The organism is Actinocrinis sp., from assembly GCF_035938995.1.
Lineage (GTDB): Bacteria > Actinomycetota > Actinomycetes > Streptomycetales > Catenulisporaceae > DASZGI01.
In genome coordinates this window covers 1-11981 of sequence record NZ_DASZGI010000029.1, presented here as the reverse complement: position 1 = coordinate 11981, position 11981 = coordinate 1, and the positions used below count along the sequence as shown (strand labels likewise).

At 69.7% G+C, this 11981-nt stretch carries 11 protein-coding genes and 1 riboswitch; of the genes, 5 read left to right on the top strand and 6 right to left on the bottom strand.

Annotation, left to right across the window (positions count from 1 at the left end):
* The 4 genes from groEL to thrC all read right to left on the bottom strand — a co-directional run.
* Positions 1-800 (bottom strand): chaperonin GroEL (gene groEL / locus VGZ32_RS01800; RefSeq protein ID WP_326883991.1); only part of this gene is annotated, 800 nt, incomplete at its 3' end.
* Between the two features lie 523 nt (positions 801-1323).
* On the bottom strand, positions 1324-1524 hold the full coding sequence (locus tag VGZ32_RS01795) for a cold-shock protein (protein WP_211465330.1): 201 nt from the start codon (positions 1522-1524) through the stop codon (positions 1324-1326).
* Between the two features lie 623 nt (positions 1525-2147).
* A complete protein-coding gene (locus VGZ32_RS01790) occupies positions 2148-2426 on the bottom strand; it encodes a ubiquitin-like small modifier protein 1 (RefSeq protein WP_326883990.1) in 279 nt (92 codons plus the stop codon).
* Between the two features lie 47 nt (positions 2427-2473).
* Complete coding sequence (gene thrC, locus VGZ32_RS01785) at positions 2474-3790, bottom strand: threonine synthase (RefSeq protein ID WP_326883989.1); 1317 nt, start codon at positions 3788-3790, stop codon at positions 2474-2476.
* 14 nt (positions 3791-3804) lie between these two features.
* Positions 3805-3936, bottom strand: a riboswitch (SAM riboswitch).
* A gap of 372 nt (positions 3937-4308) precedes the next feature.
* On the opposite strand from thrC, the gene VGZ32_RS01780 reads away from it, so the two are divergent.
* A complete protein-coding gene (locus VGZ32_RS01780; RefSeq protein ID WP_326883988.1) occupies positions 4309-5784 on the top strand; it encodes a trehalose-6-phosphate synthase in 1476 nt (491 codons plus the stop codon).
* A gap of 118 nt (positions 5785-5902) precedes the next feature.
* On the opposite strand, the gene VGZ32_RS01775 is transcribed toward VGZ32_RS01780, so the two are convergent.
* On the bottom strand, positions 5903-6331 hold the full coding sequence (locus tag VGZ32_RS01775) for a DUF3263 domain-containing protein (RefSeq protein WP_326883987.1): 429 nt from the start codon (positions 6329-6331) through the stop codon (positions 5903-5905).
* 355 nt (positions 6332-6686) lie between these two features.
* On the opposite strand from VGZ32_RS01775, the gene nagA reads away from it, so the two are divergent.
* The 3 genes from nagA (at position 6687) to VGZ32_RS01760 (ending at position 10000) form a co-directional block, all read left to right on the top strand.
* Positions 6687-7874, top strand: coding sequence for an N-acetylglucosamine-6-phosphate deacetylase (gene nagA / locus VGZ32_RS01770; RefSeq protein ID WP_326883986.1), 1188 nt, complete (start codon positions 6687-6689; stop codon positions 7872-7874).
* Between the two features lie 178 nt (positions 7875-8052).
* Positions 8053-8247, top strand: a complete 195-nt coding sequence (locus tag VGZ32_RS01765) for a DUF2304 domain-containing protein (protein WP_326883985.1) — start codon at positions 8053-8055, stop codon at positions 8245-8247.
* Between the two features lie 88 nt (positions 8248-8335).
* Positions 8336-10000 (top strand): FtsK/SpoIIIE domain-containing protein, encoded by a 1665-nt coding sequence (locus VGZ32_RS01760; protein WP_326883983.1) that lies wholly within the window; start codon positions 8336-8338, stop codon positions 9998-10000.
* Here the strand turns inward: VGZ32_RS01760 and VGZ32_RS01755 are convergent.
* Positions 9951-11174: a GGDEF domain-containing protein gene (locus VGZ32_RS01755; protein WP_326883982.1), complete on the bottom strand. Its 1224-nt coding sequence runs from the start codon at positions 11172-11174 to the stop codon at positions 9951-9953. The genes VGZ32_RS01760 and VGZ32_RS01755 overlap by 50 nt on opposite strands.
* A gap of 313 nt (positions 11175-11487) precedes the next feature.
* On the opposite strand from VGZ32_RS01755, the gene VGZ32_RS01750 reads away from it, so the two are divergent.
* Positions 11488-11802, top strand: coding sequence for a hypothetical protein (locus VGZ32_RS01750; RefSeq protein WP_326883981.1), 315 nt, complete (start codon positions 11488-11490; stop codon positions 11800-11802).
* Positions 11803-11981: the final 179 nt, after the last annotated feature.

The window sequence follows — 11981 nt, the reverse complement described above, 5'->3', positions numbered from 1 at the left end:
CCGCGGATCTTGTTGACCACCAGGGTGGCCAGGGCCTCGCCCTCGACGTCCTCGGCGATGATCAGCAGCGGCTTGCCCGACTGCATGACCTTCTCCAGGATCGGCAGCAGGTCCTTGACGTTGCTGATCTTGGAGTTGGCGATCAGGATGTACGGGTCCTCGAGGACCGCCTCCTGCCGCTCCATGTCGGTGGCGAAGTAGAAGTTGATGTAGCCCTTGTCGAAGCGCATGCCCTCGGTGAGCTCGAGCTCGAGGCCGAAGGTGTTGCTCTCCTCGACGGTGATGACGCCTTCCTTGCCGGCCTTGTCCATGGCCTCGGCGATCAGCTCGCCGATCGCCGGGTCGGCGGCCGAGATGGAGGCGGTCGACGCGATCTGCTCGCGCGTCTCGACCTCCTTGGCCAGCGCGGACAGCTCCTCGCTGATGCGCTCGACGGCGGCCTCGATGCCCCGCTTCAGGGCGATCGGGTTGGCGCCGGCGGCTACATTGCGCAGGCCCTCGCGGACCAGCGCCTGCGCCAGCACGGTCGCGGTGGTGGTGCCGTCGCCGGCGACGTCGTCGGTCTTCTTGGCGACTTCCTTGACCAGCTCGGCCCCGATCTTCTCGTACGGGTCCTCGAGCTCGATCTCCTTGGCGATGGAGACGCCGTCGTTGGTGATGGTGGGGGCGCCCCACTTCTTCTCCAGCACGACGTTGCGGCCCTTCGGCCCCAGCGTCACCTTCACGGCGTCCGCGAGCTGGTTCATCCCGCGCTCGAGGCCGCGACGCGCCTCCTCGTCGAACGCGATGATCTTAGCCATGTGGTTCAGTCCTCCCGAAAAGGGACAAAATTTATGGCTCCACGGGCGCCCGCGACGGCCGGTGCTCGCGCACCTCACCAGTGGAAGCGAATCTCTTGGTGCTGCGTCTGGTGGATCTTCATCTGGTAGCACTCTCATCCGGAGAGTGCCAGCTCCCATGATTAGCACTCGGCACCTCTGAGTGCAAGCCGGGTTCCCCGGCGGTCGCGGCCCGACGAAGCCGCCAGAGAGCCGACGGGGAGCGAAAGATCCCGCGGCGGAGGCGAACAACGATTGCGGCCGCGCCACCCTTTCGCCGCCCCTTGTCAATTCAGTAGCCCGCCGATGACGCACGGTTATCTGATATGTCGGCTGACTGGAATGACAATTGAAAAGGAATTCGCACCGTCCGTAGCGAACCGGCTACGGAAAGGACGCGCCAGATAAGTGGAGAACTTTATTCCGCTATCGCTGCGGCGAACAAGCGCGAGCGCCGGCCCCCATTCGGGAGTCGGCGCTCGAGAGGTGTGGCGATGAAACCGAACTACAGAGCACGAACCATGTCGGCTTGCGGACCCTTCTGGCCTTGCGAGATCTCGAACTCGACTCGCTGCCCCTCCTCAAGGGTCCGGTACCCATCCATCTGGATCGCGCTGTAGTGGACGAAGACGTCCGCGCCACCGTCGACCGCGATGAAGCCGTAGCCCTTCTCCGCGTTGAACCACTTGACGGTGCCTTGAGCCATTCCAAACTCCTTGCTGCCGGCCCACTTCGTAGATCCCGCCCGTCGCGGGACCGGGTCGTTCGTCCCCCCGCCCCCTGAAGCCTCAGATTTCAAGCCAGGGCCGGTGATGACTGCTGTCGTTCTACTGCGCCGCCCGGACACGGTGTGTGTGGAGTGTCCAACGCGGCCTCGCTGAACTGTGCGACCGGCGCTGAGATTATCCTCAACCGCCCATGGCGCAACAGGTCATTGGGACGATAAATCGCAGCAAGAAAACAGATTCGCGCCATGACAAACCCTGGCGAAATCCCGCGAAACAGGCAGCGATCAAGGAAACGTAATCGTACGGTTACTGATCATCTCAGCCGGTGGGACGGTCTACCACGGGCTGGGATCACCTGACGCTGTGTCACCCCGGTTTGTCTCGCGTCAGCGGCTTAGCGCTACTGCGGAGGTTACAGCACACCGATCCGACTATGACGCAGGGGGTGCTGTCCGGCGCGCCGCACCGGACCGCCCGCAGCCGGGCGCGCGCATTCGATCTCGCCGGGCGGCGCGAGGGACGACAGGGCCGACGGCCACCGAGCACTCATCCCGGTAGCCGACGGCCCGTCCGCGCTTCGTCGGCGATCAACAACCGCCGCTCAACAGCCTCCGGCGACCGCCGGGATGATCGACACCGCGGCGCCGTCCTTGGTCTGCGTTGCCAGGCCGTCGGCGAATCGCACGTCGTCGTCGTCGACGTAGACGTTCACGAAGCGGCGCAGCTTGCCGGAGTCGTCGAGCACGCGCGCCCGGATGCCCGGGTAGGTCGCCTCCAGCGCGTCGATGACCTCGGCCAGGGTCGCGCCTTCGGCAGGCACCTCGGCGGCTCCGCCGGTGTAGCTGCGCAGAATGGTCGGGATGCGAACGGTGACGGCCATGGCTGGCGCTCCTTACTCTCGGACGTCTCGGGGATGGTGGAGGGGAATCACAGTCCCGCGGCGCGGAACGCGGCCAGCGAGGGCTTGATGGTGGCGGTGACGCCGGTCCCGGCGACCGCGTCCAGGGTCTTGAGCCCGTCGCCGGAGTTGATCACGACCGTCTCCGCATCCGGGTCGAGCTTCCCCTGCTCGGCCAGCTTCTTCAAGACGGCGACGGTCACCCCGCCCGCCGGCTCGGCGAAGATCCCCTCGGTGCGCGCCAGCCGGCGGATCGCGTCGACGATCTGCGCGTCGGTGACGTCCTCCACCGCCCCGCCGGTGCGCCGGACCGCGTCCAGCACGTACGGGCCGTCGGCGGGGTTGCCGATCGCCAGCGACTTGGCGATCGTGTCCGGGCGCACCGGCTGGACCACGTCGCGCCCCGCCTTGTACGCGGCGGACACCGGCGAGCACCCCTCCGCCTGCGCGCCGAAGATCCGGTAGGGCCGGTCCTCGACCAGGCCCAGTGCGATCAGCTCCTTGAAACCCTTGTCGATCTTGGTCAGCTGCGAGCCGGACGCGATCGGGATGACGATCTGCGCGGGCAGCCGCCAGCCGAGCTGCTCGGCGATCTCGAAGGCCAGGGTCTTGGAGCCCTCGGAGTAGAAGGGGCGCAGGTTGACGTTCACGAAGCCCCAGCCCTCGCCGGCCTCGTCGCCGATCAGCTCCGAGCAGAACCGGTTGACCTCGTCGTAGGTGCCGTCGATGGCCACCAGCCGGCCGCCGTAGACCGCGGCCATGACGATCTTTCCGGTCTCCAGGCCGGCCGGGACGAACACGCACGAGTCGAGCCCGGCCCGCGCCGCCGCCGCGCCGACCGCCCCGGCCAGGTTGCCGGTCGAGGAGCAGGACAGGGTAGTGAAGCCGAGCGAGCGGGCCGCCTCGAGCGCGATGGCCACGACGCGGTCCTTGAACGAGTGCGTCGGGTTGCCCGAGTCGTCCTTGACATACAGCGACCGCAGGCCCAGCTCCTTGCCCAGGTTCCCGGCGCGTACCAAGCGGGTCCAGCCTGGGTTGAGGTTGGGCCGGTCGGCGACGTCCGCGGGGACCGGCAGCAGCGGCGCGTAGCGCCAGATGGAGGCCGGCCCGCGCTCGATGTCCGCGCGGGTGATCGCGCCGAAGTCGTAGGCAGTCTCCAGAGGGCCGAAACAGGATTCGCAGACGTACCGCGGGCCGATCGGGCTGCGCTCGCCGCACTCCCGACAGGACAACGCGACCGCGCGGCCGAACGCGGCCTGGCCGGAGGCGGTCAACGGGACGCCCGGCGTGCCGGCAGAGGTGGCGGCAACGGCGTTGGCAGTGGTGGATGCGGGTGCGAAAGTCATGGGCGAGGCCTCTCTCCTCATCTTCCCCGCCGGACCTCGGCGGGACGGATTTGGCACCTGCTCCCGATGGGGCCTCGCTGCGCGAAGTCATCAGGGCGGTTGCCGGAGCGTCGCAGGGCCGTTCCCTCAGCTCCTCTGGATGAGCAAAACCAGTATGAAGTTGTCCGCCGGTGCACCGACCGGCTCTTGTCGCACTGTACCTGAAGTGCACTGTCTGCACGGCACTCTACCTGAACGCCGCCGCGGCTCCACCCCCGTTTCAATCCGTGGGCAGCGCCGACGTGACCATGATCGACTGGCGTCTCGACGGGTGGACGGGCAGGGTGAGCAACGCAACACGACCCGGTCGTCCCGGTCCGGCCGTAAGGGGTTTCGCCCCCACCGTCCGGGAAACAGCCTACGTGGGCGCGGCCCCGACCGGGGCGGCGCGCACGACCGGCCGGCGCCGACACGCCCGGCCGGACGCCTGCCCGGGCACACGAGTTGGACCGGGCCCGACGCAGGAAACGATCACGAAAATGCGCGGCACGGAGAAGGCCTCGGTTCTGCTCGCCTCGAACCGGGGGCCGGTCTCGTTCACCTCCTCGGACGACGGCGTCCTGACCGCGAAACGGGGCGGCGGCGGACTGGTCTCCGGGCTGTCCTCGGTGGCTGCCGACGGCGCCGGGCAGGTCTGGGTCTGCGCCGCGCTGTCCGACGGCGACCGCGAGGCGGCCGAGAGATGTCCGGGCGGACGGCTCGACCGCGCGGGCCTCGTCGACTCCTCGATGCCGGTCCGGCTGCTGGACATAGATCCGGAGACGCTGCACGGCGCCTACAACGGCGTCGCCAACTCCACGCTCTGGTTCATCCAGCACATGCTCTACGCGACGCCGTTCGCTCCGGCGTTCGGGCAGGCGGCCGCCCTCGAATGGGACGCATACACGGCCTACAACAAGGCTTTCGCGGATGCCTTAGCGGATGAGGCGGCGCCTGAGGCACGCGTCCTTGTGCAGGACTACCATCTTGCCCTCGTTCCGAAGCTGCTCCGGGATCTACGGCCGGACCTGCGCATAGGCCACTTCTCGCACACCCCCTGGGCACCGCCGGACTACTTCCGGATCCTGCCCGACCACATCGCGGACGCGGTGCTGGAAGGGATGCTCGGCGCTGATTACCTCGGCTTCCTGACGGAGCGTTGGGCGCGCGCCTTCATGGACTGCTGCGTGCGGCAGTTCGGCGCGCAGGCCGACTACGGCCCGGCCGGGATGTCGGTGAGCAGCGACAGGGCGGGCCACGAGACGCCGACCCGGATCGGTGTGCACGGCCTCGGCGTGGACGCCCCGTCGATGATCGAGCGGGCCTCGCGCTCCGATGTCGACGACCGGCTCGCGACGCTCCGCGAGGCGGTCGGCGACCGCCAGGTGATCGTGCGGGTCGACCGCACCGAGCTGTCGAAGAACATCGTGCGCGGGCTCGATGCCTATGCCGACCTGTTGCGCCGGTACCCGGAGTGGCGCGGCCGCGTCGTGCACATCGCCTTCGCCTATCCCAGCCGCTACGACCTGCCGGAGTACCGCGACTACACGGCGGCCGTGACCAGTACGGCGAAGGAGATCTCGGACGAGTTCGGCACCCCGGACTGGCAGCCGCTGATCCTGCACGTCGAGGACGACTTCGCCCGCTCGCTCGCCGCCTACCGGATCGCGGACGTGGCGTTGGTCAACCCGATCCGGGACGGGATGAACCTGGTGGCGAAAGAGATACCGATCATCGCGTCGGCCACCGGCGGCGGCTGCGGCCTGGTCCTTTCGCGGGAGGCCGGTGCGTTCGCGGAACTGGGCGAGGACGCGCTCGTGGTGAACCCGTACGACATCACGGGAACGGCGGACGCGCTGCACGAGGCACTGGCGATGGACCGCGACGAGCGGCGTGCGCGGTGCGGTCGGCTCGCCGCCGCGGGCGCGGCGCTTCCGCCGCAGCAGTGGCTCGCGGACCAGCTCGCGGCGCTCTGAGCCGCCGGCGAGGTGAAGTATTTCGGCCCGCTGGAGGACGGATGCGCACGTCCTGAGCCCGGCGCAGGTCAGCGGCCGGCAGGTCGGGAGCCCTCCGCGCGGCTGGATGTGAGTCGCGTCACGGACGGGGATGGTTCGATCTGGCCCGCTGGCGCACCTCGCGGCGCCGCCGCAGCCGGCCGACCACCGTCGGCTCGAACTCCAGCGCCTCGGGCCGGTCAAGCAGCGCGTTGAGGACTTGGTAGTACCGGTTCGCGGAGATCCCGAACTGGTCGCGGATGGCCTGTTCCTTCGACCCGGCGTACTTCCAGTGCTGCTTTTCGAACGTCAGCACGGCTCGGTCCCGCTCCGAGAGCTCGCCGCGCGGTGACTCGTGTTTCTCCTGCGCCTCTTGAGCCTGCACGTCACGAGATTCGACGGATGTTGCTGAGCCGCCGTCAGACTGGCGCGGCAAAAAGGCTTCTGCCGCCTCGGACGGCTGCGCGTTGCGCTGCTCCGGCAGGTCCGCCGTGAAAGTCGCGTCGTCGTGCGGTGATTCGGATGCCATCCCGTCCCTCCACGACCGCCGGTCCATCCCGTCCATTGTCATCGTAAGCGCGAGTACTGACAGGTCGAGTGGAGCGAGCCCGTGGCGTCCGCGAGCGCAACCGGGCATGGAAGAGATCTGATGATCCAGAGCCGACCAGGGCGGAGACCGGTCGGTCCCGGCGCCCCGGCCTCGACCTTGGCAGCCCCCGTTCTCGACCTTGGCAACGGGATGTCTCCTGGCCGTCGCTCTGGCACCGCCCGATCGCTGTGGCGTAAGGTGTTGCCGCTAAGGTCTATACCAATATGGTCCAGTAACGCGGGGGCGCGCGCTCCCCTCGACACGGACTGCCCGCCCAGCACCCAAGGTTGTCCCGATGCCAGTTCTGCGCCATGCCCGCCTCGTACTGCCCGGCCGCGTCGTCGAGGACGGCTGGCTGAGCACCGACGGCGAGCGGATCGCCGCGCTCGGCGCCGGAGACCCGCCCGCGAGCGACGGGGCCGTGGCCGGGAACGGCGCCGCGATCGACCTTTCCGGCAGCTACGTCGTCCCCGGATTCGTCGACATGCACGTGCACGGCGGGGGCGGCGGCGCCTTCTCCTCGGGGCGGATCGAGGAGGCCCGCGACGCGGTCGCGTTCCACCTGGCCCACGGCACCACCACGATCATGGCGTCGACGGTCACCGACACCATCGCCAACCTCGAGCACTACGTCTCCGACCTGGCCGAACTGGTCGAGGACGGGCTGCTGGCCGGCATCCACCTCGAGGGCCCGTTCATCGCCCGCTCCCGGTGCGGGGCGCACGATCCGAACCTGTTGCGCGACCCCGAGCCGTCCGCGGTGCGGCGGCTGATCAAGGCCGGGCGGGGCGCGGTGCGCATGGTCACCCTCGCCCCGGAGCTCGAATACGGGCTCGAAGCGACCGGGCTGCTCGCCGACGCGGGCGTGATCGCCGCCTTCGGGCACACCGACGCCACCTACACCGAGGCCGGCGGGGCGATCGCCCGCGGCGCGCGGGTGGCCACCCACGTCTTCAACGCCATGCGGCCGGTGCACCACCGCGAGCCGGGACCGGTCACCGCCGCGCTCGAACACGACGAGGTCTTCGTCGAGCTGGTCAACGACGGGATGCACGTGCACCCCTCCGTCGTCGGACTGGTGTTCGCCGCGGCCGGCGCGCACCGGGTCGCGCTGATCACCGACGCGATGGAGGCCGCGGGCGCCGCCGACGGCCAGTACCCGCTCGGCCCGCTGACGGTCGAGGTGAGCGGCGGGGCGGTGCGCGTGGCCGGTACCGACACCCTGGCCGGGTCGACCCTCACCATGGACAACGCGCTGCGCAACACCGTGCTCAGCGTCGGCGTGCCGATCGAGGAGGCGGCGGTGTCCGCCTCGCTCACCCCGGCGCGGGCACTCGGCCTCGATGACCGGGTCGGCTCGCTCGAGGTCGGCAAATACGCGGATCTGGTGGTCCTCGACGGGGATCTGCGGGCGACCGGAGTCATGCGCCACGGCCGGTGGGCGACCGCTCCGGTGGCGAGCGGACGGTCCGTCACTCTTTAGGCGGAGCCGCTATGCCGCTTTTCCACCCGAATGGTTGATAGAAGACCAGATGCCACCCTTTTGACGGTTATGCCGCCCCACCTCTGCTGCGAGAATCCCGGGTGAACGTGCCACTCGTCGTCACCGGGCGCGCTCCGCACAGGTCCGGCGGTTCCAACCGACAAAACAGGGAGCGATCGTGGTTCTCTCGGTCTCCGGTGTACTGCTGCTCGGGATCATCGTCTTCATCCTCTTCCGCAAGGACGGGCTGAAGATCTCGCACATGATCGTCTGCATGCTGTTCGGCTTCTACCTCGCCTCCACCTCCATCGCGTCGCAGATCCGCACCAGCACCTCGGCGATCACCGGGTTCATCAGCGGGCTGCACTTCTGACCCCAGCCGCCGAGGAAGACGCTGTCCAAGAAGACACAGCCCTAGAAGACGCAGCGTCCAAGAAGGCACAGCGCCGAGAGGTACGCCCATGGCACCGGCCGCCAGAACCGCGGACTCGATGTGGACGCGGCTGGGCCAGACCGTCCGCGAGTCGGGACTGGTGGTCTGGTTCAACGACTCCGTGCGCGGCCACCCCGCGATCGGCCGCACCCACCGCCTGGCCCTGGAGCTGCGGGCTCGAGTCTTCGACATCTGCTATCCGTTGATCGTGCTGGCCCGCGGCACCCGTCGCGGCCTCGGCCTGCTGCGCGCGTGGTGGGGTGGCTCGTCGAAGGAAAAGCGCCGGCTCCAAGTCGTGGTCGTGGTCGCCTGCCTTATCGGCGTGGTGGTGCTTCGCTACGGCCCAGTGCTTGTGGTGCTCGCCTTCATCGCCACCGCGGGCTGGCTGGGCCGGGACACCTCACGCAAGGGCGCCGATACGGAGACCAAGCAGCACATCTCGCGCCTCCAGGCGGTCTACAACGGCCTGGTCCCCTACCTCCAGGACGACGACGATCCGGACAAGCACTTCAAGCCGGGCGGCAGCTACCGGGACGCCTTCAAGTCCTGGGAGTTCGACGAGCAGGACCGGCTGGTGCGCCTGGCGTTCGACTACTCGGAGTACTTCCGGGACGGCGAGGCGGACAGCCGGGCCAAGGTCGAGCGAGCGCTTGAAGGGAAGATCGGCCACGCGAACGAGTACCTGTACGCCTGGGACGAGGAGGCCAACCGGCTCGAGGTGCGGGTCCTGCCGCCGCTGGCGTCGGACGTCGCCGTGCAGCAATGGCCGGTGGCCGAGATCGAGTTCGTGCTCGGCTTCACCGATCCGGACTCGGCCGGACGCACGATCCCAGTGCTCGTGCCCGATCCGGACGGCACCGAGGACACCCTGACGCCGGAGGCGACGGCGGCGCGCGGCGGTGTCCCGGCCGGCTTCGTGGTGGCGCAGCTGGCCCCGGTAATCTGGCGGATCGGCGCGCCCGACCGCACCGCCCACCTGCTGCTGACCGGCGGTCCGATGAGCGGGAAGTCCACGGCGCTACGGGCGCTGCTCGGCCAGGCGCTCGACCGCGGACACCGGATCGCGGTCGTGGACACCGACCGCACGGCGGATTACCGAGCACTCGTCGGGCGGCCCGGCGTCGTCCGAGTGGCCGAAGACCCGGCAGACTCGCTCGAGCTTTTGGACTGGGTCGGCAACGAGGCCGAGCGCCGGGCCGCTTACGGCGGCGCGAACGGGCCCCTGACGCTCCCTGCACCGGCGGCCGCGACTGAGAGACCGGATAGGGCGCCGCAGGGCGTCTCAGGGGCCGCAGAGGACGGCGAAGAGCGCCAGCCCGAGCGCCCGCTGTGGCTCTTCATCGACGACCTTCCCGAGCTGTGCGCGGCCGCGCGCGAGCTGAGCCGGCCCGATCCGCAGGACGCCTTAGTCGCGTTGGCGGGAAAGTCCCGGCCGGGAGACCTGAACCTCGTGGTGACGGCCCGTTCCGAGCAGCTCGGCACGCTACGCGCTCCCCTGCTCGGCCGGCTCGGTTCACGCATCGCCCTGGGCCGAATGGACCCGGCCGGCTCGACCCTGCTCTTCGGCGGCACGCTGGAACTCGGCGGCGCCGGCATGATGCCGCCCGGCCGGGGCTACGCCAGGCTCGGCCCCACTGGTCCGGTCATCCGGGTGCAGTCGCCCTACGCGCCCACCCTCGCGACAGTCGCGTGAACGAAGCCCGCGCGCGCTTGCGGGCGTACATCTCCCGGTCGGCCGAGCCGAGCAGCTCCTGCGCGCGCTCCTCGGCGGCCAGCGCGTTCTCCGGCCGGGCCGGCTCGTAGGCCAGCCCCAGCGAAACCCGTACCAGCAGCTTGGCCCCGCCGATCGGCATCGGGTGGGCGAACGCCTGATCGATCCGGTCCATGAGGACCTTCGCCTCGTCCGACCCGATGCCGGCGGCCACCACCACGAACTCGTCGCCGCCCACCCGGGCGACCACGTCCTCGCCGCGCACCGCCCCGCGCAGCCGCTCGGCCACCACCCGCAGCACGTTGTCGCCGACGGCGTGCCCGCGCGAGTCGTTGACCTCCTTGAACCGGTCCAGGTCGCAGAACACCACCGCGATCGGGATCTGGTCGGCCAGCATCGCGATCAGCCGCTCGTTGAGCTCGACCGGATTGGCCAGGCCGGTGAGCGCGTCGTGCCGGGCCTGGTGGCGCAGGTGCTCCTCCCGGCGGTGGCGCTCGGCTATGTCGGAGCGCAACTCCTCGCGCTCCTGCTCGAGCCGGGCCAGCCGGCGCGCCGACTCGTCATGGCGGCGCGCGTTGAGGATGGCGATCGCGGCCTGCTCGGTGAACATCTCCAGCACGTCGCCGACCCAGGCCGGGGGTATCCGGCCGTCCCCGGGATCGCCCAGCCAGAGGATGCCCACCAGCTCCCCCGCCGCATCCCGCATCGGCGCCATCAGGCTGTAACCGTCCAGCCAGGAACCGGCGCCCGGCTCCGCGGCGTCCGCTGCCTCTCGCGCCTCTTCCGTCTTCTCGCGCGGTCCGGCGGGGAAGCGTATGCCGCCGGGAACGCTCCCGAGCGGCGTGTCGCGCAGCAGCCAGTGCGAGCCCCACGGCTCGGCGATGTCCAGCAGCTTCTCGGCGGCGCGGCGGGCGCAGACGTTGCCCAGCAGCGCTTCGGCCAGCTCAGGGGGCCCGGCGATGGCCCGGCAGTGCAGGTCGCCGTCCTCGCGGACGACGTTCACCGCGACGTTCTTGAAGGGGGTACAGCCGGCGACCCCGTCGGCGATCGCCTGGAGGGTGGCGTCGAGACCGACTGCCGTGTTGACCCCGGTGATGGCCCGGTGGACGGGGCGGAGGGCGGACAGGGGAAGAAGCCCTTCCGTGCCCTGATCCACCACGTCGGACCCCGATCACTCGTGCTCGGACGGTGCGCTGCCAGGCCAGGCGCCGTGCCGGCCTGTCGGGCTGGTTGGCGGAAACCGGGTCCGTACCGGGCCTCCACTGAACGCACCGAGCCAGACACGGAATGTACAACATGAACGGCCGATCGCACCAGGCAGTCTTCCAGCCCTGACACTCCTGGGGTGGGCACGGCGGCCGCCCCGGGTAAAGAATCAGCAAGGATCATCACGATCGGCGCAGCGGGGGTGGGCCGCCGTGTCGTAGGAGGCGTCCGTGCGGTACCGTTCCAGGGTGGGTGTATCAGGCATGGACCATCCAATGATCGGGGCGGAGGCATTCGAGGCGGCCCGACGGGGCGCCTACGTGCCCCCCGTGAATGTGGGCGGCCGGGCGGTCAGGGACCGACTGGACCGCCATCTGACCGCGCTCGTGCCCGAATCGGCCGACCCGCGGCTGGTCAGGACGTCCGGCGGCGTGCGTACCGACTCCGCACGGCTGGCCGGCGCGGCCCAGACGGTGGAGCTGCTGCGCGAGATCACCCCGCGGCCGTCCGCACCGACGAAGCGCCGGATCTCGCTGCGGGCGCCGCTGCGCTCGTTCAAGCGCTGGATAGGCTTCTAGCCCGAATCCGGCGAAACCGGCGGATCGTCCCGGACGTGCGGCCGCGCACCATGCCGTGTGGCGCAGGTGTCCGTGAGCGATATGCCCGTTTCGTTCCTAGATCTCCAGAATCGCCGAATGTGCGTTTCCCAATAATCGGCGGCGTAGCGAAGCGGCCCTCCCAGGTTCCTGGGAGGGCC

Excerpts from the sequence above, each read along its gene's own strand:
- VGZ32_RS01795 (WP_211465330.1), bottom strand. The coding sequence starts at position 1,524 with ATGGCTCAAGGCACCGTCAAGTGGTTCAACGCGGAGAAGGGCTACGGC.
- VGZ32_RS01790 (WP_326883990.1), bottom strand. The coding sequence starts at position 2,426 with ATGGCCGTCACCGTTCGCATCCCGACCATTCTGCGCAGCTACACCGGC.
- thrC (WP_326883989.1), bottom strand. The coding sequence starts at position 3,790 with ATGACTTTCGCACCCGCATCCACCACTGCCAACGCCGTTGCCGCCACC.
- VGZ32_RS01780 (WP_326883988.1), top strand. The coding sequence starts at position 4,309 with ATGCGCGGCACGGAGAAGGCCTCGGTTCTGCTCGCCTCGAACCGGGGG.
- VGZ32_RS01775 (WP_326883987.1), bottom strand. The coding sequence starts at position 6,331 with ATGGCATCCGAATCACCGCACGACGACGCGACTTTCACGGCGGACCTG.
- nagA (WP_326883986.1), top strand. The coding sequence starts at position 6,687 with ATGCCAGTTCTGCGCCATGCCCGCCTCGTACTGCCCGGCCGCGTCGTC.
- VGZ32_RS01760 (WP_326883983.1), top strand. The coding sequence starts at position 8,336 with ATGGCACCGGCCGCCAGAACCGCGGACTCGATGTGGACGCGGCTGGGC.
- VGZ32_RS01750 (WP_326883981.1), top strand. The coding sequence starts at position 11,488 with ATGGACCATCCAATGATCGGGGCGGAGGCATTCGAGGCGGCCCGACGG.